Raw genomic sequence first — 25,396 nt, 5'->3', positions numbered from 1 at the left:
AAAATCGAAAACACACAGCAGAACGGGCACCTCAAAGCGCCCGTCCTGCTGTGTGTTTTTCTTCATCTAAACCGCATAGAAGATGCAATATATATTAGAAATTCCATTGAAATTATTCGTTTAAAAGACTATATTAAAAATATCCACTTATAAAAATACGGGCCCGATGCTATTTGTTTTCTCAACATTAGATTCAACAGTAAACGAGGTGTCCGACAATGAATAAGGATAAGAATCAAATCTGTCCATATATTGGGGAACTGCTTGGATTTCTGTTCATAATAGGCGCAATGCTTTATGGAGGCATTTCTGGCCTTATCGCTGAATCCCCTACATTTTTATTTGTCTGTACATTTGTAGTAGTAGTCTGGCTGATCCAATACATATGTTCTTTTGCAGTGTTTTCCGTTCAGGCGTTGATTGATCTCATACGAAAAGACTATTGCAGGGAGAATGCGTTATTTAGAGAACAATATGTGCTTCGTGCAGACTCCCTCTTGGATAAGGTAATATATGAGAAAATGAAAAAGGGAAAGGGAAAGTATGAAAATATAAGACGGATGAAAGATGAAAAGATGAAGCAAACGTTTGGTTTCAAAATCATAGTCAAAACCAAAGACGGAATAAAAGTATTGACCTCCTCCAGCTACTTTGACTTAAAAGAGCATCACCACTACGAATTTGTGTATGGAAGACGGTCAGGTACTCTGATCGATGTCATAGCCTTGGAGGAAAACGTACAATAATTATACGTAGAACTCTTGGAGCATGTGGCTCCAGGGATCCCCAAACCAAATTAAAGCTGTTATCAGTCATCGAGGTTCAGATATACCTGCAGGACCCGGAAGCAACGGAACAGGTGGTAGAAGAGCACACGTACTGTGATCCAGCAGTGCGACTATGACACATTTGGAGTGGAGCGGGGCTGATACCAAAGATACCAATCCGTTCCGCTACTGCGGGGAGTATTTTGACCAGGAATCCGGCTAACATAATTTATGGGGATAACCCAGTCCAGCGGAATGCACAGGCGGCACGCAATGATGCTTTTGTCTATATGCGATACGGCAGAGAGGAAATCTATAGTGGAATAAGTCTTCTTGTAACAATTGCAATCGGAGCTTGGGTTGGAGCGCTTGTAAATGCCGGATTTACTGGCCAAAAGAAATTGGAAGAGCATTACTTGCAGGAGCTGTGAGTGGAGCAATTTCTGTAATTCCAATTGTAAACAACTCGGCACCTGCTGTTGCAAAGTTTGCAGCTGCATCGGTTATAGGGGCGCTTGGCAATATGGCTGTGCAATTCATAGCGGTTGAAATAAATTCTGAACGTGATGTCGTAGAAGTGATTACTGTAGGAACAGCAGCTGGAATGCTTGGAGAAGCGGCTGCAAATGTACTGATAAAGGCATTTCAAGCTCATTTTGCAACTCTCACAAGGACACAGCAGAAATCACTATTAAATCATATCTGGAATATTACAAATCATGAATTAACGATTATTAGAAAGACAATAAAAATGGGGAGCCGACAATGAATAACGATAAAAAGCAAATCCGTCCATATATTTTGGAACTGTTTTGCTTCCTGTTCATAACAGGTGCTATGCTTTATGGATGCATTTCTGGTCTTATCTTTCGATATGTAATGCTTTTATTTTGCAGTATATTTGTAGTAGGAGCCTGGCTGATCCACTACGTATCTTCTTTTGTGGTGTTTTCCATTCAGGCGTGGATTGATCTCATGCGAAAAGATTATTGCAGAGAGAAAGGGTTGTTCAGGGAGCAATATGTGTTTCATACAACGGCCTTTTTGGATAAGATGATATATGAAAAAATGAAAAAGGGGAGGGAGGAAAATATGGGGCAAACGCTTTACTTCAAAATCATAGTCAAAATCAAAGGCAAAAAGAAAGTATTGACTTCCTCCCGCTACTTCGAATTGGAAGAATATCACCGCTACGAATTTGTGTATGGAAGACGGTCGGGAGCTTTGATCGATGTCATAGCCCTGGAGGAAAACGTATAATAACTGTACATAGAACCGAGTGGCTCCCTGGACCTATGCTCCAGGGAGCCACAAACTAAGCCCCCAATATTATGCCAGATTTTTTCGGCAAGATGCGTTGGACTGTTTGTTGGAACAAACAGCCAATGGATGGTACATCTGTATCCCAGAGTCTGTACTGCTATGACAACAGCGGGAATTTGGTACGCCAGCGGGTAAAGCTGAGCGACGCTCCTGTGCACTACAGTATGATGGAGTATGTGAAGGATAATCCGAGCAAAAAGGGAAAAACACAATTAGAAAAATACGTAAGTAACAAATGGCATAAGAAAGAAACAGTTACACTGAAAAAAGCGGAGAAATTGATCCGAGCTCATTTACACATAAAAGTGGAATAACGACTTTTATGTTAGCTGGGAGTATGCGGGCGATGGAATAATTGCATATGACTATTATTCTGTTGCAGACTGGAAAATCATACGAGAAGCAGTTGCAGGCATTATTGTCATTGCAGCTCCGCCATACCTCATCTATGTAGCTGGTGGAGCTGCGGCCCCTGTTTTTTTGGTTCCTGCAGCTGCTATGTAACATAGGGGAAATACCATGGACGATTTTAACCGCAAATATTATAAAACGTGTGCTTCTATTGTTTTTCCGTATGGCTTTCGACGGTACAAGAGAGTGTTTGGAAGAGTGGTTAACGACGTATATCAAAGTTTCGACATTGAAAAATTAGGACGGCAGTCCGCTGGAAAAATAGTCCGAGTTGGCTTTGGCGTGGTGCCGCTGTGTGAAAAACTACAGGAGAATTGGCTGGAGAGTGGTGTAGGGCTATATTATTTAAAGCAGTTTGAATTAATTCCGTTTTATGGACCCGATTATACGTCCGATTATGATATTACGAATTGGTACTATCAACCGGAACCTGAAAGCATAGATGTCTGCGTGGCTGAAATTATGAGGTATCTGACCACATATTTGCTGCCGCTATTTGAACGTGCAGACAGCTGTGCCACGGCATTGCAGGCGCTGATAGAAGTGGAGCGGCTTTTTGAGCGGAATCGGCTTGCCAAAGTTTGGATGGAGGGAGATACGCCAAAGGTCCATCCAAACGGAGGAGTGAATATATTTGACAGTTCAAAATATTATATGGCGCTCAAAAGCGGTGACTATGCTTATGCGTTGAAAAGCTGTAGAGCGCTGGAGATGAACAATAAACGTGCCTATCAAAGCGGATGTGAAAACGGATGGCTGAGTGATGAAAATCGGATTTCCAGAGCAAAGGAAATAGCACAGTGGGAAGAGGATCGAATACATCTCCAAATGGGCGATACCAAGTACTTTCAGGCCATCCTTGCGGAAAATGAGGCTTATTCCAGAGATATACTGAAATCATTTTGGAAGCAGTGACGAATGCAACCTTGGAAGATGCTACCTGGTATTTACCAGCCAGAGCAGGAGAAGTCAGACGGCAGTCTGTAAAATACGTGGCTCCCTGGGCCATATACTCCAGGGCACCATGCTCATAGCTGACACAACGGAAAGTACTTAGCTCCTCGTTTCATGGGGCATATAATGCGCACTTCAACATCTCCACGGCATCGTTTATGGTCCGGATGATATTGAGGTGCTGGTTCCACCACAAAAGTTCATGGATGCAGAAGATCGAGACACCAACCGGGATGCGGCGTTCATCTTTCGGGCCGGAGTTGCACGGTTCCAAATACTGTTTTTTAGCAAACACTGGTCTGGGCGGATGGGGTGCAGCTCACCGGCGAAAGCAGCGGTGTGATCCAGCAGCATGCCTATGATGGGTTTGGAGTGGTTTAGAGATGGAATTTCGCGTGCAATCAGCAGCATATATGATGGTCTTTTACAAGAACAGAAGGATGTTCTTTTGGAAGTAGTAGGATAGCAAAAAATTTGATTTGAGGTGGTGAGGACATTGGGGAAAAAATATGTTTATACAATACAAACGGGTTTGGATGAGGTTTTGTCAACAATAAAAACCAAGGCCTACCAAGAAAAGCTATATGTTAGATTTCATAAGGGGGAACTTGTAGTACAGTCACCCAAACTAATATTTGGAGGACTACCAATAAGAGGTCAGACATCATTTGTCGCAAAAGCTTATGAGCATGATGGGAAAACAACGATTCAAGGGAGATTTGGCGCGCCTCAGATTTTTTATAAATTTGCTATAGGTATATTCATTGCTTTTTCACTAATATTCCTATTACTTTCATACTTAGGTGGCAGTCAAATAGTTTATCTTATTCCAAATGAGGCTCTACTATTTGTTTTTGGGTTTTTACTTACAAAACTTTATATAGGATTAGCCAATAAAATTTTTACAAAGCAAAATAAAATTGTAATAGCATTTTTTGAAGAACTAGAGAAGCAAGAGAACAAATAGAATAAAGAGGCGGAGGACTTTGATGCTGAATTCGGATGGTAGTGGACAGCATCGTTTATGCGGCGTTTACCTCCCGGGCCGGAGGCACAAAATTCCAGGTTCTGGATTTTGAGGGAACACTGGTCTGGGCGGATAAGGTGCATGAAGTCCAAAGCTATCTATCAGACCCGGAAGCAATGGAACTGGTGGTAGAAGCGCGCGCACCCGCACAGGGATTTGGCTGGTGGCCTCCAGAGGAAGCAGGCAACGTTTCCTGCTATCACCGCAATGTCCCCGGGGATGTGGTGCGGCTCACCGGAGAAAACGGCAGCATAATCCAGCAGTACAACTATGACGCGTTTGGAGTGGGCGCGAGGCCGACCTCGGAGATACCCCCCTTCTGCTACTTCGGGGAGTATTTTCACCAGGAATCCGGTTTTATTATCTACGCACCAGATACTATAATCCAAGTATTGGTAAATTTATTTCTAAAAATCCCGAAAGAGATAAATTGAATTGGTATATTTACGATAACAATAACCCGGTGATGTTTACAGATAGAACCAGGCTGCCAATTATCTTAAGAGGTATTACAAACAAGAATATGATAAGGTTCACCAAAATGACCCGGGATATGTGAAAATGGGAAGAAGGGCGGCATATTAATGTTGAGGAAAATAATAATAATTATGATTTCATTAGCTATATTTTCAAATTTGGTTGTATCCGCCTCTGATCGTGCGGAAGATAATCCGTGCAGTAATATAATAAGGGCTATTGCGCCCTATGTTGATGAGAATACAAATATATCCAGAGAAAATTGTATTGCTTCAGTTATGCAGTTGGTTGGAATTGATAAAAATACTGCTGCAATGTATGCTGATATGGATTTCGATCAACCCGTATTTTATGATATAGATAATGATTTAAATGCTGGGTATATTATTTTAGCAAAGTTTAGTGATGTTGCAACTGGTGTGAACTTAGACACTCGGAACATTGGCAATTTTGAACCCAATAGAGATGTCACAACAAAAGAATGTCTTGCATTTATGCTTCGTTGCTTAAAAGATTCTACAAGTGTGGAATGGGAAAATATCATACCTGAGGCAGAGGAAGTTGGGTTGTTGCAATCGGATGAAGTACAAAATCTCAATGGTGATGAGGCTCTTACAGGCAGTACTTTTAAAACTTTATTGGAACGAATGCTTAATATGAATCGGTATCTGTATTGGCCAACAGAAGAACCACAACCCGGTCATGCAAAGTCAATGCAAGTAGACACATCAAAAAGTATTAAGTACGTTGATTGGATTGTAGAAAGCGGTAGCAATTGGGAGAATACATGAAGGACGACTCGGTAGAATCCCTGATATTGATATGGAGCTGCTTTTTGAAAACGGCCCGAATAGAGAAAACACCGAAGGAAGAGATCGAAAAGATGGGGGATGGCGCCAAAATATTTGGTGAATCCTTTATCAATCGAATGCGGTTTACTTCCACTACGGAATATATCATACATGATATCGGGATGTACGTCGGACAGTGCTTTGTTTTGGACTATCCCCAGCTGTACTGGAGCTATAAAAAAGGGCAGAAGCAGAGTCCATGTCAGTGTTACAGTCAACCAGCCATTCGTTGGTAAATTCCGTATTCGCTATAATGGAATAGAAAGTGATGAACATTTTGCAATGATCCATATGGTACACGTGCAAGCGGCCACGGTTTTCTACCACACACAGCAGGAGACCGATTTGTACAAAATTTATAAATATTTGAAAAATAATATTTCCAAACAAAACACCTAGTAGGGCAGCCGCCGGAATCATCCGATTCCGGCGGTTGTGTATCATGACCCAAATAATTTCTATATGCTTTATATACAGACTAAATAACAAAAAAGCAGCCTTGAAACCCTTTGTTTTCAAGGCTATTAGGTGGACGAAGTGTAATTATAGGGCTTGGAAAAATCCAGTCATATCAATGGTTTTAGCGTAGCAAGCAAGAGGTTTTTATACCATTAGATACGATAATTAGAACGATCATCCAGCTTTTCGGCAAATGTTTTTGCCTGATCGGCTTCTTTTTCAAATTGCGCCTTGATTTGCTCGTTCATGCGTGCATCAAGGATTTTCACCACTTTCATATCTTCTTCCCTGACGGGAATTGTAGCAATATCATTCTTTTCACCGCACCGGGGAAAATTAACCAACCAATATCCGTTGATGTTTTCTGGTTCAGTGATCCACCCTTGCATACCTTTATGAACGCCATCTCTTGTGTACTTTTCCTTTTCGACGATAACTTCTACATTGTCCATGTATGTCATATTATTTACCTCCGTATGGCGTATTCAGTTTTATCTGCCCGTTGGGTTTTACCATCCAACCTGTGACAAAAGAAACATTGCCAAAGCCATCTTTCTTTGGAATAGTTACTCTGATATTGATTCTTTGTCCAAACATATTTAACTTTCCGAGCTCATATTGCCCAGAGATATAACTTTCCCTCGCTTGCCGTTCTACCTCTGCTTGCAGCCATCTTGCATCGTCGACAGTATATCCCCATTCTTTGAAGAGTTTTTCTTTATTATGTGTTTGCAGGCCGGTTGTGTTAAATAAATAAGGATCAAATTTACCATAATCGCTGTATACTGAAGCATTGCCAAACACTACAGCATACGGAATAGGATCCAATGCGCAATGGCAGTAGGGATGATGTGGGCAGGGCGGCGCATTTCTTTCCGAAAACCAGCAGCCATCCAGCATCAAGCACTCTTCACAGTGGGTTTCACCCTCTGAATGGTGCGTCCATTTGACCCAGCTTGGTAGTCCTGCACCCTTTTGTATTGTACCGAAACATCATTTATAGTACAACATTTATTCCCCCTTAAAAGTACAAGAAAATCATTCTTCACAAATAAGGGGAAATAAGCAAAAAGTTGCATGTTTCCGTACAGCTACTACAAAAAATTTTAAAAATAAAAAATCGGAGTACCCCGAAGGATACTCCGATGGTCCGAGTGGCGGGATTCGAACCCACGGCCTCTTGGACCCGAACCAAGCGCGATACCAAGCTTCGCCACACCCGGATAGAAAGCGTATATTCTACTTCAATAGACGCCGTATGTTATTATAATGTTTTCCCTATAGGTTGTCAAGAGAATAATTTCCTTACATCTGCAATTCTCTTTCAGCCTAAACATTTCTGCATACCCACAAACAAGCCCGCATATACCTATAGCGACACGTTACAGAAGGGAAGGGCGCCGGTATGGAGATGAGCAGCCGAACATGGGAAAGCAGACACGGAAACCGCGACCGGTCAAAACGGCGTCACGCCAAAAAGACCAGTTTTGGTGTGCGGGAACGGCGGCGTCTGATGCAGCTTTTGACTTGTCTGGTATTGTTTTTTATCGTTTTTCTGGGGAAAGGAATCTTTCCGAAAAATATAGTACAAATACGGGATACCTGTTTGGCAATGATTCAGGAGGATACCGACTTTGAAGCGGTCTTTTCGGAATTGGGGCGCTCTGTGACAACAGGAGAACCAGTCACAGATACATTAGAGGGCCTTTGGGTAGAGGTATTCGGAGGCGGCACATTGGAGTCCAGTAAGTCCCATAAAGCCGTACAAACAGCCACATTTCAGACTCAGGCAACCTTTCTTAGCGGGTATCCGGAACAGGTCACTCTTACTGAACATTGGATAGAGACCTTTGGAATTGTTCCAGAAACTACGTCTGAAGCACAGGAAACACAAGTGGCAGAGCCAGTCCAGACTCCCCAAGCCACACCACAACCGACTGTAGAGCACGTAGTCTATGATGGTCCTACATTACCCGAAAACACCAGCATGGATAAGTATATATTGGAAACATTTGGCGTATCTAACACAGTGACTCCGGCATTAGGCTGGGTCTCTTCTCCCTTTGGCTGGCGGGAACATCCGGTGGATGGAGGAGAAAAATTTCATAATGGAGTAGACCTAGCAGTTAATAATGGAACGGATGTGTTGGCCTTTGCTGATGGTACCATTGACTATATTGGAGACAGCCCGGTCTATGGACTCTACCTACAAATCAACCACGCAGGCGGCCTTCAGACATTCTATGCCCATTGCAGCGAATTGCTGGTACAGCAGGGACAGAGTGTAAAGGCTGGACAGGTCGTAGCGCTCTCTGGTGATACGGGAAATGCTACCGGTCCACACTTGCATTTTGAAATGAAATTAAATGGTATCCGAATCAATCCGCTTTATTATATCGAAACGGAGGCCTAATGCTGCAATGGAAGCGGCTGGAGATCAGCGGCAGTTTTTTGCTGCTGCTTGCCGTTTTATATTATCTGGATGAAGACGGACTTCTGCTGTGGGGACTCGGATTCTGTACGATGCACGAATTGGGGCACCTAATTGCCGTGTATATTCTTGGCGGTCAAATTAGTTACATCCGTCTAAGTTGTGTGGGAGCTGAAATTCGCCTGTCATCCCGAAAACCTCTGGGGCATGTACAGGAGCTTCTCGCAGCGCTGGCTGGACCAGCAGTCAACCTGATGCTGGCATACGCGGTAGCCAGGCTGCAAAGCCCATGGGGATACTGTGCAGCCGGAATGAATCTGGCATTAGCCTGGTTCAATCTACTGCCGGCAGCTCAGCTGGACGGCGGACGGATTGCTCTGCATATATTCGCTCTTCTAACGGGTGAACGGACCGCAGCACAAGTTGTAAGGATTCTTTCTGGCATCGTCTGCCTGGTTCTGGTCCTGGCTGGGGGGACGTTGTGGGTCTACGGCCGGAAAAACGTGACATTGCTGCTCACAGCCGGATGGTTGTTGTTTTCCATTTGCACCAGTGAGTCAAAAAAACTCAACAGAATTTAAATTTTTCTTGCAATCCTCGGAAACGTATGGTAAACTATTGCAGTCTCAATAAAGGGTGGTCCTCTGCGGTCGCAGCTTCAAGTGTAAGCGGCACGAATGGCGGCACGAACACCTATAAACTAGGAGGAACAATAAATATGGATCTCATGCAGGCTTTTAGCGCCAAATACCAGAAGGCTGAGCCCCCCGTGGCAGAAGTGGGCGATACCGTTCGCGTGCACGTGCACATCAAAGAAGGCAACCGTGAACGTATCCAGGTTTTTGAGGGCACCGTGATTGCTAAGAAGCACGGCGGCATCGAGGAGACCATCACTGTACGCCGTATCTCTTATGGTGTTGGCGTGGAGAAGGTGTTCCCCATCCATGCCCCCACGATCGAGAAGATCGAGACCGTCCGCAAGGGTAAGGTCCGTCGGGCAAAGCTCTACTATCTGCGTGACCGCGTTGGTAAGAGCGCCAAGGTCAAGGAGCGCATTTGATCGTACCTGTAAAATGGGAGAGGCAAACGCCTCTCCCATTTGCTATTTCAGAGATTTTATAAAGCATCCTCTTTTCAAATAAGACAATATTGAGTATAATAAAACGATAAGTGACTTGAGAAGGAGGCGGGAAAATGAATATCCAATGGTATCCCGGCCACATGACCAAGACCCGTCGGCAGATTCAGGCGGACCTGAAACTGGTGGATTTGGTGGCCGAGATTATTGATGCCCGTATCCCTATTTCCAGCCGCAATCCTGATATTGACGAATTAGTGGGAGATAAACCGCGTTTGATCGTGCTCAATCGTGCAGACCAGGCCGATCCGGACATGAACCGTGTGTGGGGCGAGTGGTTTCGCGCTCAGGGATGGGCTGTTTTGGAGACCAATGCCAGAGACGGCAAAGGCATCAAGCAATTTTCCTCTGTGATCCGGACTGCACTGCGGGACAAACTGGAACAGTGGAAGGCAAAGGGACTGGTAGGTCGGCCTATCCGAGCCATGGTAGTGGGTGTGCCGAACGTAGGTAAATCTACATTTATCAATCAGGTAGCCAAACGGAAATCTGCCAAGGCCGGCAACCGGCCCGGCGTTACCCGTGGTAAACAGTGGGTCAGTGTTGATGCTGGCCTGGACTTATTAGATACTCCCGGCATCCTGTGGCCAAAGTTTGAGGACGAGATCACGGGGATCCATCTGGCCTTCACCGGCGCGGTAAAGGATGAGATCATGGATGTGGAAACTCTGGCCTGTCACTTGATGGAGATTTTGGCCAGACGGTATCCAGAAGCATTGACCGCCCGCTATAAAGTGGAAGTCGATTCTTCATTGGCAGGTTGGCAGTTGTTGGAGCTCTGTGGCCGGAAGCGTGGATTCTTGATCTCTGGTGGAGATGTGGATACTGAACGCATGGCAAAAATCTTGCTGGATGAGTATCGTTCTGGAAAGCTCGGAACCTTTACACTTGAGTCACCTCAAGATTTGGACAAAGGGGAATGACGGATGGAGCATGATCTTTGGCAGCTGGAGCGTGAATGTTGGACACAGGGGATAACCTTAGTGTGCGGCTGTGATGAAGCAGGTGCTGGACCGCTGGCCGGGCCTGTATATGCAGCAGCAGTCATCCTGCCGCCGGAGTGTTCTATCCCCGGCCTTAATGACTCCAAAAAGGTCTCCCCCAAGAGACGCGCCCTTCTCTTTGATGTAATCCAGCAGACTGCACTCGCTTGGGCTATTGCCAGAGTCGAGGCGGAAGAGATCGACGCCACAGATATTCTCACTGCCCGTATAAAAGCCATGCAGCTAGCGATTGATCAGCTTTCACCATCTCCTGCGTTCGCTCTTATTGACGGGAACCGTGATCGAGGTAAAGGAGCTGCTATCACAACTCCTCACTTAACAGTCGTAAAGGGAGATAGCTTGTCATCCTCTATCGCCGCAGCCTCCATCTTAGCCAAGGTCAGCCGGGATCGCTATATGGAAGAAGTCGCACGCGATTATCCGCAGTATGAATTTGAGCGCCATAAGGGCTACGGTACCAAACGCCACTACGAACTACTGCGGCAATATGGTCCCTGTCCGATCCACCGTAAGACGTTTTTAAAGAATTTATGAGCCGAGTAGACACCAATTTGTTGGGACGTTGGGGAGAAGCACTGGTGGCAGAGGATCTCAGGCAGAAAGGGTACCACATACTAGCCGCTGGATATCGTACTCGTTTCGGCGAAATAGACCTGATTGCAAGTACTGGCCAGTATTTAATCTTTACAGAGGTAAAGCTACGGAAAAATAATTGTTTTGCTTCAGCAAGAGAGGCTGTTGGTCCGGCAAAACAGCGACGGCTTCGTGCTTCAGCAGAATTGTGGCTGTCAGAGCATGGAACGGGGGGCCTTCAGCCTCGCTTTGACGTGGCTGAGGTCTATGCACCAGAGGGTATGTCCACCCGGCATCCCTCCATTGAGTATATAGAAAACGCATTTTAGTCAGAAGGAGGGGACCACGTAATGAGCAAGTGCAGCATCGATCTGTTTGACGGACATTGCGATACTATTCTGCAACGTTATCTGTTAGGCGGGTCTCTGTGCAAAAATGATGGACATATCGATTTGGAGCGTGCGGATAAGTACCACCGCTATGCTCAGTTTTTTGCACTGTTTGGCGCGGCAGAGGATTTCCCTAACCGCAATTTTACGCCGACGCGTCTCTGGACGGTATTTCAGGAGGAGTATGCTGTATTTCAGCGGGAAATGCAGGCTAACGAAGAACGTATCACTTTTTGCCGCAACAGGGCAGAGGCAGATCAGGCCTTTGCGTCTGGAAAAGCAGCCGCATTTCTCTCGGTAGAGGGAGCAGAACTTCTGGACTGCAGTTTGGAGCGTCTGGAACAAGCACACGCCATGGGTGTACGAGCGGTCAATCTCACTTGGAACCATGTCAACGATCTCTCCGGGACCAATGTAGAAGAGCCGGAGCGCGGCCTCACTGCCCAGGGAAGAGCTTTTGTACATAAAATGGAAAAACTCGGGATGCTGATAGACGTGTCCCATCTATCTGATCCCGGCTTCTGGGATGTGTCAGAACTGTTGGATGGTCCTTTTTTTTCCAGCCACTCAAATTCCCGGGCACTGTGTTCCAACAGCCGGAACTTGACCGATGCGCAATTTACTGCCATAATAGAGCACGACGGTGTGGCCGGGCTAAACCTCTATGCTGATTTTTTGGGTGAGAATCCCGATATTGACACGGTGGTGGCCCATTTGGAGCACTTCCTGGAGCTGGGTGGTGAGCGGAATGTGGCTCTGGGAGGCGATTTGGACGGCTGTGATATACTGCCAACTGGAATTGCCGGCATTCAAGACCTGGATCGACTTTGGGAGCGTCTTCAGCAGCGCAATTACTCTGAGTCGCTGCTGCGTGCCCTGTTTTTCGAGAATCTGATGAGGGTTGTGAGCAAAGTATGTACTATGTAAGCACAAGAAACAAGAATGACCGACACACCGCCTCGGAGGCTATTGCCCATGGCCTGGCTGCAGACGGTGGATTGATGACACCGGAGGTCCTTCCCAATCTGTCCCACAATGCACTGGACACCATGCGGGACATGTCCTATCAGCAGCGGGCAGTCTATGTGATGAACGCATATTTGGATGATTTTACCTCATCTGAACTTTCCGTTTACACAACGAAAGCCTACGGCGGCGGGAAATTTGACACAAGGGAAGTGGCTCCTGTCCGTGGGGTAGATGCCAATACCTACTGTCTGGAACTCTGGCATGGACCCACCTGTGCATTTAAGGACATGGCCCTGCAGATGCTGCCCCATCTGCTGACCGCCTCCCTTGTTAAAAACCAGGAAGAGAAGACGGCCTGCATTCTGGTGGCTACTTCTGGTGATACTGGCAAGGCCGCACTGGAGGGGTTCCGGGATGTAGACAAGACCCGCATTCTGGTGTTTTATCCCAAGGACGGCGTCTCCGCTATCCAGCAGCTACAGATGAATACCCAGGAAGGTACCAATGTTGGCGTCTGCTCTGTGGTAGGCAATTTCGATGATGCGCAAACCGGTGTAAAACGGCTGTTCTCCGATGAGACACTGCGGCAGGAACTGGCTGGACGTGGCTATTTCTTCTCTTCCGCCAATTCCATTAACTGGGGCCGTGTGCTGCCTCAGATCGTCTATTATATTTCTGCCTATTGCGATTTGATGCGGGAAGAAAAGATCCAAAAAGGCGATCTGGTGAATGTATGTGTGCCTACCGGAAATTTCGGCAACATTCTGGCCGCTTATTACGCCAAACAGATGGGCGTACCTATCGGCAGACTGATCTGCGCGTCCAACCGCAACGATGTATTGACGGACTTTCTGAACACTGGTGTGTATGACCGCAACCGGACTTTTTACAATACTATGTCTCCCTCTATGGACATCCTCATCTCCTCCAATCTGGAACGTCTGCTCTTTGCTCTTTCCGGACAAAACGATGAGGAAGTACGCACCTATATGACTCAGCTCAGCGAGACTGGCCGGTATGAAGTCAGTCCGGCCATCCGCAGCAAACTGGATAAGCTTTTTGCTGCTGGCTGCTGCGATGACGAGCAAACTGCCCGAACTATTGGGCGCATGTGGCGTGAGCACCACTACCTCATTGATCCCCACACAGCTGTGGCATTTGATGTATTGGAGCAGTACCGGAGCAAAACCGGTGACCAAACGCCTACTATCGTAGTCTCCACGGCCAGTCCTTTTAAATTCTGCGATAATGTGCTGCGTGCCATCGGTGTCAATGATCTGGCACAGGGCACAGATATTCTGGATCAGCTGGCCGAGCAGAGCGGCGTCCCGGTTCCTGCACCTTTGGCTGCGTTGAAAGAGAAGCCCATCCGCTTTGCTGATACGGTGGACAAGGATCATATGGCGGACCGGGTTCTGGAGATGCTGCACTAAGATGGCTCTGTATGCTATCGGAGATACCCATCTTTCTTTGGGTGTCGACAAGCCTATGGATGTGTTTGGCGGCTCATGGAAGGGGTATGTAGACAAACTCAGAGCCGGGTTTGAGTGTGTGGCAGCAGATGATACGGTAGTCCTATGCGGAGACCTCTCTTGGGGCATGTCATTGGAAGGGGCGCAGAAGGATTTTGCTTTTCTCAATGCCCTGCCCGGGCGCAAGCTGATGCTCAAGGGAAACCACGATTACTGGTGGAACACCGCCTCCAAGATGAATCGTTTTTTTGCCGAACAGGGTTTTGACCGCCTGCATATCCTGCACAATAACTGCTATGAATACGGAGAATACGCCCTCTGTGGTACCCGTGGTTGGTTTTATGAGGAATCAGGAGACCAGAAAGTCTTTAAACGGGAACTCATCCGTCTGGAGGCGTCGCTGAAAGCAGCAGGAGACCGCAAAAAACTGTGTTTTTTGCACTACCCACCCTGTTACCAGGGCTATACCTGCCAGGAGATCCTGGATTTGTTGGAGCAATACAGCGTAGAGCGTTGTTATTACGGACATCTGCACGGCGGCAGCCACCGCCTAGCCGTGGAGGGAATGCGCGGCAAAGTAGAGTATCATCTGGTATCAGCAGACTATGTTGGGTTTACGCCGCAAAAAATCTGCGAATAATTTAAAAAAAGTGTGGAAATTTTCCCGCGTATCTGATACTATAAAACGGATAACGCGAAAGATAGCCCCTCGCGCGTCCTGATTAGGATGGAATGGGGCTGACAGGAGGAAGTAAACAAGATGAATGTCAAAAGCGTCGAGAAGCAGGAGAAGAGCACCGTTGAGCTGGTCATCGAAGTAGGCCAGGAGGAGTTCGAGGCCGCTGTTGAGAAGGTCTATAAGAAGCAGCGCGGCAAGATCAATGTGCCCGGCTTCCGTAAGGGCCACGCCCCCCGGAAGGTGATTGAGGGCATGTACGGCTCCGGCGTGTTTTATGAAGATGCCATCAATGAAGTCTATCCGGAGGCCTATACTGCCGCTATCGAGCAGGAGAAGCTGGATGCTGTGGCTTGGCCCAAGATCGAGGTTTTGAACGCTGGCAAGGATGGTCTGACCTTCAAGGCCACCGTCACCGTTCGTCCTGAGGTCAAGCTGGGCGAGTATAAGGGCCTGAAGGCTGAGAAGCCCGAGGTCACCGTGACCGATGAGGACATCGACAATGAGCTCAAGCCCTATATCAACCGCGCGACTCGTGTGGTGACTGTGGATCGCGAGGCCAAGATGGGCGACACCGTGGTCATCGACTTCGAGGGCTTCCTGAACGGCGAGCCCTTCGAGGGCGGCAAGGCGGAGGGCCACAGCCTGGAGCTGGGTTCCGGTTCCTTCGTGCCTGGCTTTGAGGATCAGCTGGTGGGCGTTAAGGCCGGCGATGAAAAGGATCTGGATATCACCTTCCCTGAGGACTATCACGCTGATCTGGCCGGCAAGGCTGTGGTCTTCAAAGTGAAGGTCCATGAGGTGAAGGAGAAGCAGCTGCCCGAGGTGGACGACGAGTTTGCCAAGGATGTGTCTGAATTTGACACCCTGGATGCTTTCAAGAAGGATCTGGCCGATAAGTTGAAGGAGCGCCGCGAGGCCCAGTCTCAGCGTGACTTTGAAAACGCTTTGATTGAGCAGGTCAAGGATAACATGGAGGTCGATATTCCCGATGCCATGGTTACCTTTGAGGCTGAGCGCATGGTCAGTGATATGGCCCAGCGTATTCAGGCGCAGGGCATTCCCTTCGAGCAGTATCTGGCCATGACCGGTATGACTCTGGACGCTGTCCGGGAGCAGGCTAAGGTTTCCGCACTGGAGCGGGTGCGTCTGGATCTGGCGCTTAACGCTGTTGTGGCTGCGGAAGGCATTACTGTTTCCGACGAAGACGTAGAGAACGAGTATAAGAGCGTGGCTGAACAGTACCATGTCACCGTGGAAGAGGCCAAGGAGGCCCTGCCCGAGACGGATATCCGCAAGGAGCTGTGTGCCCGCAAAGCCCGTCAGATGATCATCGATACTGCCACGGTTGGTAAGGCCCCTGCTAAGAAGAAGGCCACCAAGAAGAAGGCGGATGAGGCCGAGGGCGAGGAGAAGCCTAAGAAGACCGCTACCAAGAAGACCACCAAGAAGAAAGCGGACGAGACCGAGGCCGAAGAGAAGACCGAGGAATAACAAGCTGGAAAGCGGGCATACTCTGGTGTGTGACTGCCCGCCGATGGTTGGATGGCCGGACGCGACAGGCGTACAGACATCATAATAAAGGAGATCCAAGACCATGAGCTTAGTTCCTTATGTAGTAGAACAGACCAATCGGGGCGAGCGTTCCTATGATATTTTTTCCCGGCTGTTAAACGACCGCATTATTTTCCTGGGAGAAGAGGTTAACGCTACCACGGCCAGCCTGGTTGTGGCCCAGTTGCTGTATCTGGAGGCTCAGGACCCGGATAAGGATATCCAGTTCTACATCAACAGCCCCGGCGGTTCCGTGACCGACGGTATGGCCATTTATGACACCATGCAGTATATCAAGTGTGATGTATCCACCATCTGCATCGGTATGGCTGCCAGCATGGGTGCTTTCTTACTTTCTTCCGGCACCAAGGGCAAGCGTTTGGCATTGCCCAATGCGGAGATTATGATCCATCAGCCCTCTGCTGGTACCCAAGGACAGATTACGGATATGGCGATTCATCTCAAGCGCCTGGAAATTATCAAAAAGCGCATGAACCATATTCTGGCCGAAAACACTGGTAAGCCTCTGGAGGTCGTAACTGCGGATTGTGAACGCGATAACTTCATGTCTGCGGAAGAGGCAAAGGCGTACGGTCTGATCGACAAAGTGATTTATAAGCGATAAATCCAAACAGGGGAGCGGGGAAGAAAACGCCCCGCTCCCCTGAGCGTTAAGAAGACTTGAGGTAAGTTGTATTATGCCGAAAAATGACGATCATAAGTCAGTCCGGTGTTCGTTCTGCGGTAAGCATCAGGATCAGGTAGCCCGGATTATTGCCGGCCCTGGGGCATATATCTGCAATGAGTGCGTCCATCTGTGCATGAGCATTCTGGATGACACCTATGATCCGGAGCAGGAGCAGATGGATCTGGACATTCCTGATGTGATTCCCACACCTCGTGAGATCCGAGAAGTGCTGGATCAGTATATCATTGGACAGGATGCGGCCAAAATAGCTCTCTCCGTAGCCGTTTATAATCATTACAAACGCATCTATTTTGGCGGCGGGGAAGACGTGGAGCTTCAAAAGAGCAATATTCTGCTCATCGGGCCCACCGGCAGCGGCAAGACGTTATTTGCCCAAACACTGGCCCGTATCCTGAAGGTTCCCTTCGCCATCGCCGACGCCACCACGTTGACGGAAGCCGGCTATGTGGGCGATGATGTAGAGAATATCCTGCTCCGGCTAGTCCAGGCGGCTGATTACGATATTGAGTTGGCCGAGCGGGGCATCATCTACGTGGATGAGATCGATAAGATTGCCCGGAAGAGTGAAAATACTTCCATCACCCGCGACGTTTCCGGCGAGGGCGTGCAGCAGGCGTTGCTGAAGATTCTGGAAGGAACGGTGGCCAACGTTCCGCCTCAGGGTGGACGCAAACACCCCCACCAGGAATTCATTCAGATCAACACCAAAAACATTCTCTTCATCTGCGGCGGTGCATTCGACGGGATGGAGAAGATCATCGAGCAGCGGCTGGATCGCAAGACCATCGGATTTGGTGCAGAGATCCAGAGCCGGCAGGAGAAGGACACGACCTCTGTATTGAAAGAGGTGCAGCCCCACGACCTGCTCAAGTTCGGTATTATTCCCGAGCTGGTAGGCCGTCTTCCTGTAATTACCACCCTGGATGCCCTCAGCAAGGAGCAGTTGGTGCGTATTCTGACCGAACCGAAAAACGCCCTGGTAAAGCAGTATCAGAAGCTTCTGGAGTACGATCTGGTAGACTTGAAATTTACTCCGGAGGCATTGGCGGCGGCGGCAGACAAGGCGATCGAGCGACAGATCGGCGCCCGCGGCCTGCGTGCCGTTCTGGAAGAGGTCATGACACAGGTTATGTATGACGTACCGTCTGACCCCACAATCTCCAAGGTGACCATTACGGCCGAGAGCGTAAGGGATCACGTTCCTCCGGTCATTGAGCACGACCCCGAACGTACACAGCGGCCCCGTTTAGGTAGTGCTGCACTGCGTACGGAGGACGGCGGTGTCCATCCAAAAGGCAACGTCTCCTGATCCCAAGCAAACAGGTATCGGATGGGGCGGGGGAGTATCCCTCGCCCCATTCTGTCACAAACGACTGGACCGAGAGGAAGTGAATGAAAATGGAAAACAAGATGCCGCTTCAGATGCCGGCACTGGCCCTGCGTGGACTTACTATCTTTCCCAACATGTTGCTCCACTTTGATGTGGGGCGTGACGCATCGATTAAGGCGCTGGATGAATCCATGACCTCCGGCCAGCCCATTTTTCTGGTAGCTCAACGAGATCTTGCAATAGAAAATCCCAAAGAGAAGGATCTGTATTCTGTTGGCACGGTCTGCAATGTGCGGCAGATCCTACGTTTACCAGCTGACAATGTACGAGTCATGGTGGAAGGAATCAGCCGTGGTCGACTGATCCATTTGCTCCAGAACACCCCTTATATGGCTGCTGAGGTGGAAGAGATTGAGCCCGAGCAGATCGTCCGGTGCTCACCCCGGACCGAAGCGCTGATGCGGCGCACCTATGAACTGTTCGAGACATATGTAGAGCTGGCCCCCAAAATGACTCCGGATATCCTGCTTTCCATTCTCTCCAGCGAGGACCCCGGATATATCGCCGATTACATTGCCCAAAACCTTCCTATGCGTACGGGGGACAAGCAGCTCATTCTGGAAGAGCTCCGACCAATACGTCGTCTGGAGCGCTTGTGTCAAACACTTCGCCGGGAGCTAGAGATTCTGGAACTGGAACAGGATATGCAAAACAAAGTCCGAGATCAGCTTACCCGTAGCCAACGTGACTATGTTTTGCGAGAGCAGCTGAAAGTCCTTCAGCAGGAACTTGGGGAAGATCCTCAGGGCAATGACAGTGAAATTGCGGAGTATCGTCAAAAAATTGCCCGCACCAAACTTCCTTCTGAGGTAGCAGAAAAACTAATGAAAGAAGTAGGGCGGCTGGAAAAGCAACCATTTGGCTCTGCAGAGGCTGCCGTATTACGCAATTATTTGGACACAGTATTGGAACTCCCCTGGGGTAAAAAAACACGGGAGCGAGTAGATATTGAGGCAGCACGGAAGGTGTTGGACGCCGACCACTACGGTCTTGAAAAAGTTAAGGAACGCATCCTGGAATTTTTGGCCGTTAAACAACTGTCCCCTAATCTCAAGGGCCAAATTCTTTGCCTGGCAGGCCCACCAGGTGTAGGTAAAACGTCTATAGCTTCCAGCGTTGCCCGTGCATTGCATCGAAACATGGCACGCATTTCTCTTGGCGGCATTCATGATGAAGCTGAGATCCGCGGCCACCGTAAGACCTATGTAGGCGCCATGCCCGGCCGCATCATTGCTGCAGTAAAACAAGCGGGCAGCTGCAACCCCTTATTGTTGCTGGACGAGATCGACAAGTTGGGTAACGATCAGCGGGGCGATCCGTCTTCGGCGCTTCTGGAGGTGTTAGACGCCGAGCAGAACGCAACCTTCCGGGATCATTTTTTGGAGATTCCCTTTGATCTGTCCGATGTGCTCTTCATTACTACCGCCAATGATCTGGCAAATATTCCACGCCCGTTGCTGGACCGCATGGAGGTCATTGAACTTGGCAGCTACACGGATGAGGAAAAATTGCAGATTGCCAAACAGCACTTGCTGCCCAAGGAATTGAAGCGCCACGGCCTGACCCGCAGTCAGCTTCGTATCACCGATGATGCTCTACGGGAAGTTATCCGGGGCTATACCCGTGAATCTGGTGTACGTGTATTGGAGCGGATGCTGGGAACATTGTGTCGCAAAGCTGTAATGCGTCTTGTTTCAAGCAGTGTGAAGTCTGTTCGCATTACAGGAGACACTTTGGAATCATTTTTGGGCGTACGCCGGTATCACCCCGAGCAGGTACCTCGTACCGCCCAGATTGGCGTAGTCAACGGCCTGGCCTGGACCAGTGTGGGCGGTGAAATCCTAGAGGTAGAAGTGGGCGTCGTACCTGGTTCTGGAAAAGTGGAGCTCACCGGAAACTTAGGCAGCGTAATGAAGGAATCGGCGCAGGCGGCCCTATCTTATATTCGTAGTTGTGCAACTCAGCTTGGAATCAAGGAAGATTTTTATCAGAAAAAAGATATCCATGTCCACTTCCCAGAAGGTGCGGTTCCGAAAGACGGCCCATCCGCCGGCATTGCTATCACCACAGCCATGGTGTCAGCCCTGACTGGCGTACCGGTAAGACGTGAATTGGCTATGACCGGTGAAGTAACTCTTCGTGGCCGTGTATTGGCCATCGGTGGGCTGAAGGAAAAAACAATGGCAGCCTATCGCAACGGTATTAAGACTGTAATCCTCCCGTTGGAAAATCAAAAGGATCTGGAAGAGATCGACCCTACCGTTCGTTCTGCTCTGCATTTCGTTCTGGTAGAACAGGTGGATGCTGTGCTGGCTGAGGCATTGGAATTTGACGGGAGCAGCAGAACAGAGCAGGCAGTTCCTTGTCTACCGGAGCAATCTGCGGTTCAGAGCCCGAAGTTGCCTAGCTTCAAGCAGTGAGGGGGAGAGAAAATGAATGTGAATCTGCAAAAGGCGGAGTTCGTCCGTTCTGCAACCAAAGCATCCGATTTTCCCCGGGACCATCTGCCTCAGGTGGCGTTTGCCGGCCGATCCAATGTGGGAAAGTCGTCGGTAATCAATCGCTTGCTTAACCGAAAAAATTTTGCCCGCGTGGGTGCTGCGCCCGGAAAAACAACCCACATTAACTATTTCCTTATTGACAGTGCTTTTTATTTGGTCGATCTTCCTGGTTACGGGTATGCCAAGGTTTCCCGGGCAGAAAAAGAGCGTTGGGGCAGACTGATGGAAGAATGGTTCCATGATACCACGCTCATGACACTAGGGCTAATGATTGTGGATGCACGACACAAGCCTACGGCAGACGATTGTACCATGGCAGAATTTTTTAAAACCAGTGGCAGGCCCTTTGCTGTAGTGGCCAATAAGTTGGACAAGCTCCGTAAAAGCGACATTGAGCCTAATTTGATCCGGATACGGGAAACCCTTGGATTAGATAGCTCCGTAAAGCTAATTCCCTTTTCAGCCGAGAAAGGGGATGGAAAACAGGATTTGTTGAATTTGATTCTGGAACATGCGGGGGTGGGCGAATGAAATACGTAAAGCTGTTACGGAATGAGACCCCTGTTTGGGGCGTCCTACAGGGGGATGTGGTACGCACTTTGGCTAGACCGCCCTTTGATGGGATTTTTTATGATGGGGAGACACTGCCACTCGTGGCTTGCCATCTGCTGGCTCCCTGCGAGGCATCTAAAATCGTCTGTGTTGGTAAGAATTACTATGATCACGCAGTGGAAATGGGTGAAGAGGTCCCGGAACATCCCATTCTTTTCTTGAAAGCCGCTAATACGATCAACCGGCCAGAGGGAGAAGTCCACGCCCCAGCTTTTGTGGAGCGTCTGGACTATGAAGGTGAGCTTGCTTTCGTAATCCGTCGCCGCGCAAAGAATGTAAAGGCAGAAAACTTTGCATATTATATTTTAGGCTACACCTGTCTCAACGATATAACGGCCCGCGATATACAAAAGAAAGACGGTCAGTGGACCCGTGGCAAGAGCATGGACGGCTTTGCTCCCATTGGTCCGCTGGTTACGGATGAGGTGGATCCCTCAGATCTGGCAGTGGAGACCCGCCTTAATGGTACTGTGGTTCAGTCTGGCCGGACCAGCCAGTTTATGACCCGTATTCCTCAACTGCTGGAGTTTATTACCTCCGCTATGACGTTGGAGCCTGGTGATGTGGTTACCACCGGCACCCCGGCTGGCGTCGGACCAGTAAACCCGGGCGACATTGTAGACGTGGAAATCCAAGGAATTGGTACTCTGCGCAGCCATATTATTTAACTGGTTGGAAAAGGACCACTTTCCCGTTTGGGGAATGTGGTCCTTTTTGCTGCCTGATTGCCGATACACCAAGAGTATGTGCACTGTGCTTGTGTTTTTCGATAAAATTTGTTATACTTATATCTTAGCAATATTCAAATTTTGGCTGGGCAAAGTCTGCTTCGACAAAAACAAAGTGCTCACACCGGATATCCCGGTTTCGGACAACTGAGTGGAGGAATTGCGTTGGGCTCTTTTGCTAACTTTATCCAAAATATGGACTGGTGGGGCGGGCTTACGCTGTTGGTCAGCGCGGTAGCCGCACTGTTGTGTATCGTACTGCATGAACTCTCCCACGGTTTTGTGGCCTGGCGACTGGGGGACCCGACAGCCAAAAGTGCAGGTCGTCTTACACTCAACCCGCTCAAACATCTGGATCCTCTGGGTTTGCTGATGATGATCATAGTCAAAGTTGGTTGGGCTAAACCGGTTCCGGTGGACATGCGCTATTTTAAGCATCCAAAGTCCGGCATGGCCATCACAGCACTGGCTGGTCCTGTGGCCAATTTTCTCACCTCTTTTGCCTCTATCGCTCTTAGCTCCCTGATCGTGCGTCTGCCGCCCTTTGGGGAGGCGGAGGTTGTTTTACTGTGCTTTTTATCGAATTTGGCCCTGTTGGGGGTAGGCATGGGGTTGTTCAATCTGATCCCCATCTCGCCGTTGGATGGGTCCAAGATCCTGTTTGCACTGTTGCCGGACCGGATGTATTATAAAGTCATGCGGTATGAGAAATATGCCATGGGGCTGATTGTTGTGCTGATGCTCCTGGGTGTATTTGACCGTCCTCTGACCTTTCTGATGGTCCATGTGCTCCACTTCTTCTGCAGCATCACAGGGATGCCGCTGGGCAGCCTGTTGGCATTTCAGGACCTTTCCTATCTGTTTTCAATGTTTGGATGAGGTGAGTGCCATCGAAACGCCTGTGTTCCACTTGGAAAAGGTGGTCAAAGCTAAAAATCAGGATATGGAGGACTTTAACGGTCCTCTCGACCTTATTCTGCATTTGCTGGCCAAAAACAAAATGGAGATCAAAGATATTCAGATCTCTCTTATCCTCGAGCAATATCTGGCGTGGATGGACCAGCGCAAGCGGCTGGATCTGGAAGTTGCCAGTGAATTTGTCGCCATGGCGGCCCACTTGGTATTTATCAAAACGAGGATGCTGTTGTCTATTCACGACGAGGAAGCACTCTCCGAAATGGAGCAACTCATCGCCTCACTGGAGGAACACCAGCGGCACGAGAATTTTGCCAAGATCAAGGCCGTCATTCCGCAGCTTTCCGACCGCTATGCCATTGGTCGCGATTATATTCCTAAATTGCCAGAGAGCCTGCCCGTGGATAAGACCTACCGCTACGTACACGATAAAGCAGATCTTCTCCGGGCCATCAATATAGTTCTGAATCGGCTGGATCATCGACTGCCGCCCCCAATGGCGGCTTTTGAGGGAATCGTTGGCCGGGAACCATATCCGGTGGCAGATAAGGAAGATGAGATCCTGGAACGGCTCACCCGTTTCGGGGTCACCCGCTTTCGCGCCTTATTTCAAGGCAACCGCAGCCGCTCAGAAATCGTGGCTACCTTTATCGCAGTGCTGGAACTCTGTCGAGCCAGGCGTCTGCGTCTGGCAGGGACAGAGCAGGACTGTACTGTGACCTACATCGATGAACCGTCTGAGCGCCACGAGGAGCAATACCCGGTTTATGAAAGGGCGGAGGAGGGGTAAACTATGGAATTGAAGGAGATTGAATCCGCCGTAGAAGGCATTCTGTTTGCTGCAGGAGAGCCGGTGGGCGTAGAGCGACTCTGTTTGGCACTGGAGATCGACCGCGCTACAGCAGATGCAGTATGCCTTCGCTTGGCCGACTATTACCGCTATGAGCGGCGCGGTATCCGTCTGCTACGGTTAGAGAACTGTTACCAGCTCTGCTCAGCGCCGGAATTTGCCGATAACATTCGAAAAGCGTTTGAGAGTCGACGCCCCGCCCGACTGAGCCAACCCGCACTGGAAGTACTGGCTGTGATCGCCTATTACCAGCCTGTGACCCGCGCTTACATTGACCAGGTACGTGGAGTAGACAGCGCATATACCGTAAATCTGTTGCTGGAGCGTGACCTGATTGAGGAGTGTGGCCGTCTGGCGGTCCCCGGGCGTCCCATCCAGTATCGGACCACGCAGACCTTTCTTCGTTCTTTTGGCCTGTCCAATCTGGAGGAACTGCCTGAACTTCCAGATACTACTCCAGAGGACGGGCAGTTTACCCTGGAAATGCAGGCAGCCATCCAGCGACTGCGGACCGGGCAGGAGCAGACCGATGCAACAGCTGAGGAGATTGAACAAGCCGCCCATGAGCTGGCGGAGACGGAGGAGGCTTAGCGCCCATGCAGGTGCTCGTGATTCTGGGCATAATACTAGCAGTGCTGATTCTACTGGGCCAGCTGCGCCTTGGCGTACAGCTGAGAGGGTCTGCTAGCGGGATCACGGTACGAGTAGGTCTTGGGCCGGTCAAGTTTACAGTCTATCCACATAAAAAAAGCAAACCAATGCTCCGGCACAAACAGAGTGCTCCACAAAAATCCAAGAAAGCTTCCTTTACCAGCAACGGGATCTCTTGGACGAACGTAAAGCGCTTTTTGCCCCTGATTTCCCAGACCGCTGGGCAGCTGAAACGTAAAATCCGCATTGACGTAGTCTATCTGGATGTCATCGTTGCAGCCTTAGATCCAGCGTTGGCTGCGCTGAGTTTTGGTGGAATCAATGCAGCTATCGGTATGCTTTGGCCTTTGGTGGAGCAAAATTTCAATGTAAAAGGCCGACGGATCCGCACAGCGGTAGATTTCGACCGCCATCAACCCGAGGTTGAGTTTTACACCGCCGCCACATTAACTCTCTGGCAGGCACTTTTCCTTGCCGGTGGCACTGCGATAGGACTTCTAAAGGAATATTCCAAGGAAAAAAGGGAAGTCTCCCAAGCAACCAAACAGAAAGAGGCGATTTAAGT

The 25,396-nt window shown here is 48.9% G+C and carries 29 protein-coding genes and 1 tRNA gene; 27 read left to right on the top strand and 3 right to left on the bottom strand.

What is annotated here, in order from left to right:
- Positions 1 to 218 precede the first annotated feature (218 nt).
- The 8 genes from WMO45_RS01685 to WMO45_RS01655 all read left to right on the top strand — a co-directional run bounded on the left by WMO45_RS01685 (position 219) and on the right by WMO45_RS01655 (position 5,750).
- Positions 219 to 746, top strand: coding sequence for a hypothetical protein (locus WMO45_RS01685; protein ID WP_349138914.1), 528 nt, complete (start codon positions 219 to 221; stop codon positions 744 to 746).
- A gap of 448 nt (positions 747 to 1,194) precedes the next feature.
- Positions 1,195 to 1,536, top strand: a complete 342-nt coding sequence (locus tag WMO45_RS01680; protein WP_349138913.1) for a hypothetical protein — start codon at positions 1,195 to 1,197, stop codon at positions 1,534 to 1,536.
- The gene (locus WMO45_RS01675; RefSeq protein ID WP_349138912.1) at positions 1,533 to 2,027 is read left to right on the top strand and encodes a hypothetical protein; all 495 of its coding nucleotides are present in this window, start codon (positions 1,533 to 1,535) and stop codon (positions 2,025 to 2,027) included. The genes WMO45_RS01680 and WMO45_RS01675 overlap by 4 nt, the downstream gene beginning before the upstream one ends.
- Positions 2,028 to 2,609: 582 nt before the next feature.
- Entirely contained in the window at positions 2,610 to 3,416 is an 807-nt protein-coding gene (locus WMO45_RS01670; protein ID WP_349138911.1) for a hypothetical protein, read from the top strand.
- 535 nt (positions 3,417 to 3,951) lie between these two features.
- The gene (locus WMO45_RS01665; protein WP_349138910.1) at positions 3,952 to 4,422 is read left to right on the top strand and encodes a hypothetical protein; all 471 of its coding nucleotides are present in this window, start codon (positions 3,952 to 3,954) and stop codon (positions 4,420 to 4,422) included.
- Positions 4,423 to 4,457: 35 nt separating this feature from the next.
- The gene (locus WMO45_RS01660) at positions 4,458 to 4,916 is read left to right on the top strand and encodes a hypothetical protein (protein WP_349138909.1); all 459 of its coding nucleotides are present in this window, start codon (positions 4,458 to 4,460) and stop codon (positions 4,914 to 4,916) included.
- Positions 4,802 to 5,041, top strand: a complete 240-nt coding sequence (locus WMO45_RS13655) for an RHS repeat-associated core domain-containing protein (RefSeq protein ID WP_353963427.1) — start codon at positions 4,802 to 4,804, stop codon at positions 5,039 to 5,041. Before WMO45_RS01660 ends, WMO45_RS13655 begins: the two co-directional genes overlap by 115 nt.
- A 49-nt stretch (positions 5,042 to 5,090) precedes the next feature.
- Entirely contained in the window at positions 5,091 to 5,750 is a 660-nt protein-coding gene (locus WMO45_RS01655) for a hypothetical protein (protein ID WP_349138908.1), read from the top strand.
- Between the two features lie 671 nt (positions 5,751 to 6,421).
- Here WMO45_RS01655 and WMO45_RS01650 read toward each other — a convergent pair.
- The 3 genes from WMO45_RS01650 to WMO45_RS01640 all read right to left on the bottom strand — a co-directional run bounded on the left by WMO45_RS01650 (position 6,422) and on the right by WMO45_RS01640 (position 7,492).
- Positions 6,422 to 6,730 (bottom strand): hypothetical protein, encoded by a 309-nt coding sequence (locus WMO45_RS01650; protein WP_349138907.1) that lies wholly within the window; start codon positions 6,728 to 6,730, stop codon positions 6,422 to 6,424.
- Between the two features lies 1 nt (position 6,731).
- Positions 6,732 to 7,169 carry a DUF6883 domain-containing protein gene (locus WMO45_RS01645; RefSeq protein WP_349138906.1) on the bottom strand — a complete coding sequence of 146 codons (438 nt, stop codon included), beginning with the start codon at positions 7,167 to 7,169 and terminating at the stop codon, positions 6,732 to 6,734.
- Positions 7,170 to 7,415: 246 nt separating this feature from the next.
- Positions 7,416 to 7,492, bottom strand: a tRNA-Pro gene (locus WMO45_RS01640).
- Between the two features lie 182 nt (positions 7,493 to 7,674).
- Between WMO45_RS01640 and WMO45_RS01635 the strand changes: the two genes are divergently transcribed.
- The 19 genes from WMO45_RS01635 (at position 7,675) to WMO45_RS01545 (ending at position 25,394) form a co-directional block, all read left to right on the top strand.
- A complete protein-coding gene (locus WMO45_RS01635; RefSeq protein ID WP_349138905.1) occupies positions 7,675 to 8,682 on the top strand; it encodes a M23 family metallopeptidase in 1,008 nt (335 codons plus the stop codon).
- On the top strand, positions 8,682 to 9,281 hold the full coding sequence (locus tag WMO45_RS01630) for a site-2 protease family protein (RefSeq protein ID WP_349138904.1): 600 nt from the start codon (positions 8,682 to 8,684) through the stop codon (positions 9,279 to 9,281). Before WMO45_RS01635 ends, WMO45_RS01630 begins: the two co-directional genes overlap by 1 nt.
- 137 nt (positions 9,282 to 9,418) lie before the next feature.
- Entirely contained in the window at positions 9,419 to 9,760 is a 342-nt protein-coding gene (rplS, locus tag WMO45_RS01625; protein WP_349138902.1) for a 50S ribosomal protein L19, read from the top strand.
- 134 nt (positions 9,761 to 9,894) lie between these two features.
- Positions 9,895 to 10,761, top strand: a complete 867-nt coding sequence (gene ylqF, locus WMO45_RS01620; protein ID WP_349138901.1) for a ribosome biogenesis GTPase YlqF — start codon at positions 9,895 to 9,897, stop codon at positions 10,759 to 10,761.
- 3 nt (positions 10,762 to 10,764) lie between these two features.
- On the top strand, positions 10,765 to 11,376 hold the full coding sequence (gene rnhB, locus WMO45_RS01615; RefSeq protein WP_349138900.1) for a ribonuclease HII: 612 nt from the start codon (positions 10,765 to 10,767) through the stop codon (positions 11,374 to 11,376).
- Positions 11,373 to 11,744 carry a YraN family protein gene (locus WMO45_RS01610; protein ID WP_349138899.1) on the top strand — a complete coding sequence of 124 codons (372 nt, stop codon included), beginning with the start codon at positions 11,373 to 11,375 and terminating at the stop codon, positions 11,742 to 11,744. Before rnhB ends, WMO45_RS01610 begins: the two co-directional genes overlap by 4 nt.
- Positions 11,745 to 11,765: 21 nt before the next feature.
- The gene (locus WMO45_RS01605) at positions 11,766 to 12,731 is read left to right on the top strand and encodes a dipeptidase (RefSeq protein ID WP_349138898.1); all 966 of its coding nucleotides are present in this window, start codon (positions 11,766 to 11,768) and stop codon (positions 12,729 to 12,731) included.
- The gene (gene thrC, locus WMO45_RS01600; RefSeq protein WP_349138897.1) at positions 12,719 to 14,206 is read left to right on the top strand and encodes a threonine synthase; all 1,488 of its coding nucleotides are present in this window, start codon (positions 12,719 to 12,721) and stop codon (positions 14,204 to 14,206) included. Before WMO45_RS01605 ends, thrC begins: the two co-directional genes overlap by 13 nt.
- Before the next feature lies 1 nt (position 14,207).
- Positions 14,208 to 14,885, top strand: coding sequence for a metallophosphoesterase (locus tag WMO45_RS01595; RefSeq protein ID WP_349138896.1), 678 nt, complete (start codon positions 14,208 to 14,210; stop codon positions 14,883 to 14,885).
- Between the two features lie 120 nt (positions 14,886 to 15,005).
- Positions 15,006 to 16,415, top strand: a complete 1,410-nt coding sequence (tig, locus tag WMO45_RS01590; protein ID WP_349138895.1) for a trigger factor — start codon at positions 15,006 to 15,008, stop codon at positions 16,413 to 16,415.
- 103 nt (positions 16,416 to 16,518) lie between these two features.
- Positions 16,519 to 17,100, top strand: a complete 582-nt coding sequence (gene clpP, locus WMO45_RS01585) for an ATP-dependent Clp endopeptidase proteolytic subunit ClpP (protein ID WP_349138894.1) — start codon at positions 16,519 to 16,521, stop codon at positions 17,098 to 17,100.
- Between the two features lie 73 nt (positions 17,101 to 17,173).
- Positions 17,174 to 18,493: an ATP-dependent Clp protease ATP-binding subunit ClpX gene (gene clpX, locus WMO45_RS01580; RefSeq protein WP_349138893.1), complete on the top strand. Its 1,320-nt coding sequence runs from the start codon at positions 17,174 to 17,176 to the stop codon at positions 18,491 to 18,493.
- 89 nt (positions 18,494 to 18,582) lie between these two features.
- On the top strand, positions 18,583 to 20,994 hold the full coding sequence (gene lon / locus WMO45_RS01575) for an endopeptidase La (protein WP_349138892.1): 2,412 nt from the start codon (positions 18,583 to 18,585) through the stop codon (positions 20,992 to 20,994).
- A gap of 18 nt (positions 20,995 to 21,012) precedes the next feature.
- Positions 21,013 to 21,606, top strand: a complete 594-nt coding sequence (yihA, locus tag WMO45_RS01570) for a ribosome biogenesis GTP-binding protein YihA/YsxC (RefSeq protein ID WP_435387675.1) — start codon at positions 21,013 to 21,015, stop codon at positions 21,604 to 21,606.
- On the top strand, positions 21,603 to 22,355 hold the full coding sequence (locus WMO45_RS01565; protein ID WP_349138890.1) for a fumarylacetoacetate hydrolase family protein: 753 nt from the start codon (positions 21,603 to 21,605) through the stop codon (positions 22,353 to 22,355). The genes yihA and WMO45_RS01565 overlap by 4 nt, the downstream gene beginning before the upstream one ends.
- Before the next feature lie 225 nt (positions 22,356 to 22,580).
- Positions 22,581 to 23,294, top strand: coding sequence for a site-2 protease family protein (locus WMO45_RS01560; protein WP_349138889.1), 714 nt, complete (start codon positions 22,581 to 22,583; stop codon positions 23,292 to 23,294).
- Between the two features lies 1 nt (position 23,295).
- Complete coding sequence (locus WMO45_RS01555) at positions 23,296 to 24,120, top strand: segregation and condensation protein A (RefSeq protein ID WP_349138888.1); 825 nt, start codon at positions 23,296 to 23,298, stop codon at positions 24,118 to 24,120.
- A gap of 3 nt (positions 24,121 to 24,123) precedes the next feature.
- On the top strand, positions 24,124 to 24,771 hold the full coding sequence (scpB, locus tag WMO45_RS01550; protein ID WP_349138887.1) for an SMC-Scp complex subunit ScpB: 648 nt from the start codon (positions 24,124 to 24,126) through the stop codon (positions 24,769 to 24,771).
- A 5-nt stretch (positions 24,772 to 24,776) separates the two neighbouring features.
- On the top strand, positions 24,777 to 25,394 hold the full coding sequence (locus WMO45_RS01545; RefSeq protein ID WP_349138886.1) for a DUF2953 domain-containing protein: 618 nt from the start codon (positions 24,777 to 24,779) through the stop codon (positions 25,392 to 25,394).
- Positions 25,395 to 25,396: the final 2 nt, after the last annotated feature.

This window comes from Flavonifractor hominis (assembly GCF_040095835.1).
Classification (GTDB): domain Bacteria; phylum Bacillota; class Clostridia; order Oscillospirales; family Oscillospiraceae; genus Flavonifractor; species Flavonifractor hominis.
The sequence above is the reverse complement of the archived record's forward strand: the minus strand, read 5'-3'. Positions and strand labels throughout refer to the sequence as shown.

Coding starts and splice junctions, on each gene's coding strand:
- ylqF (WP_349138901.1), top strand. CDS start 9,895: ATGAATATCCAATGGTATCCCGGCCACATGACCAAGACCCGTCGGCAG.
- WMO45_RS01685 (WP_349138914.1), top strand. CDS start 219: ATGAATAAGGATAAGAATCAAATCTGTCCATATATTGGGGAACTGCTT.
- scpB (WP_349138887.1), top strand. CDS start 24,124: ATGGAATTGAAGGAGATTGAATCCGCCGTAGAAGGCATTCTGTTTGCT.
- clpP (WP_349138894.1), top strand. CDS start 16,519: ATGAGCTTAGTTCCTTATGTAGTAGAACAGACCAATCGGGGCGAGCGT.
- WMO45_RS01610 (WP_349138899.1), top strand. CDS start 11,373: ATGAGCCGAGTAGACACCAATTTGTTGGGACGTTGGGGAGAAGCACTG.
- WMO45_RS01605 (WP_349138898.1), top strand. CDS start 11,766: ATGAGCAAGTGCAGCATCGATCTGTTTGACGGACATTGCGATACTATT.
- WMO45_RS01595 (WP_349138896.1), top strand. CDS start 14,208: ATGGCTCTGTATGCTATCGGAGATACCCATCTTTCTTTGGGTGTCGAC.
- thrC (WP_349138897.1), top strand. CDS start 12,719: ATGTACTATGTAAGCACAAGAAACAAGAATGACCGACACACCGCCTCG.
- WMO45_RS01670 (WP_349138911.1), top strand. CDS start 2,610: ATGGACGATTTTAACCGCAAATATTATAAAACGTGTGCTTCTATTGTT.
- WMO45_RS01655 (WP_349138908.1), top strand. CDS start 5,091: ATGATTTCATTAGCTATATTTTCAAATTTGGTTGTATCCGCCTCTGAT.
- WMO45_RS01675 (WP_349138912.1), top strand. CDS start 1,533: ATGAATAACGATAAAAAGCAAATCCGTCCATATATTTTGGAACTGTTT.
- WMO45_RS01650 (WP_349138907.1), bottom strand. CDS start 6,730: ATGACATACATGGACAATGTAGAAGTTATCGTCGAAAAGGAAAAGTAC.
- WMO45_RS01545 (WP_349138886.1), top strand. CDS start 24,777: ATGCAGGTGCTCGTGATTCTGGGCATAATACTAGCAGTGCTGATTCTA.
- WMO45_RS01630 (WP_349138904.1), top strand. CDS start 8,682: ATGCTGCAATGGAAGCGGCTGGAGATCAGCGGCAGTTTTTTGCTGCTG.
- clpX (WP_349138893.1), top strand. CDS start 17,174: ATGCCGAAAAATGACGATCATAAGTCAGTCCGGTGTTCGTTCTGCGGT.
- tig (WP_349138895.1), top strand. CDS start 15,006: ATGAATGTCAAAAGCGTCGAGAAGCAGGAGAAGAGCACCGTTGAGCTG.
- lon (WP_349138892.1), top strand. CDS start 18,583: ATGGAAAACAAGATGCCGCTTCAGATGCCGGCACTGGCCCTGCGTGGA.
- WMO45_RS01645 (WP_349138906.1), bottom strand. CDS start 7,169: ATGCTGGATGGCTGCTGGTTTTCGGAAAGAAATGCGCCGCCCTGCCCA.
- WMO45_RS01635 (WP_349138905.1), top strand. CDS start 7,675: ATGGAGATGAGCAGCCGAACATGGGAAAGCAGACACGGAAACCGCGAC.
- WMO45_RS01660 (WP_349138909.1), top strand. CDS start 4,458: ATGGTAGTGGACAGCATCGTTTATGCGGCGTTTACCTCCCGGGCCGGA.
- rplS (WP_349138902.1), top strand. CDS start 9,419: ATGGATCTCATGCAGGCTTTTAGCGCCAAATACCAGAAGGCTGAGCCC.
- rnhB (WP_349138900.1), top strand. CDS start 10,765: ATGGAGCATGATCTTTGGCAGCTGGAGCGTGAATGTTGGACACAGGGG.
- WMO45_RS01565 (WP_349138890.1), top strand. CDS start 21,603: ATGAAATACGTAAAGCTGTTACGGAATGAGACCCCTGTTTGGGGCGTC.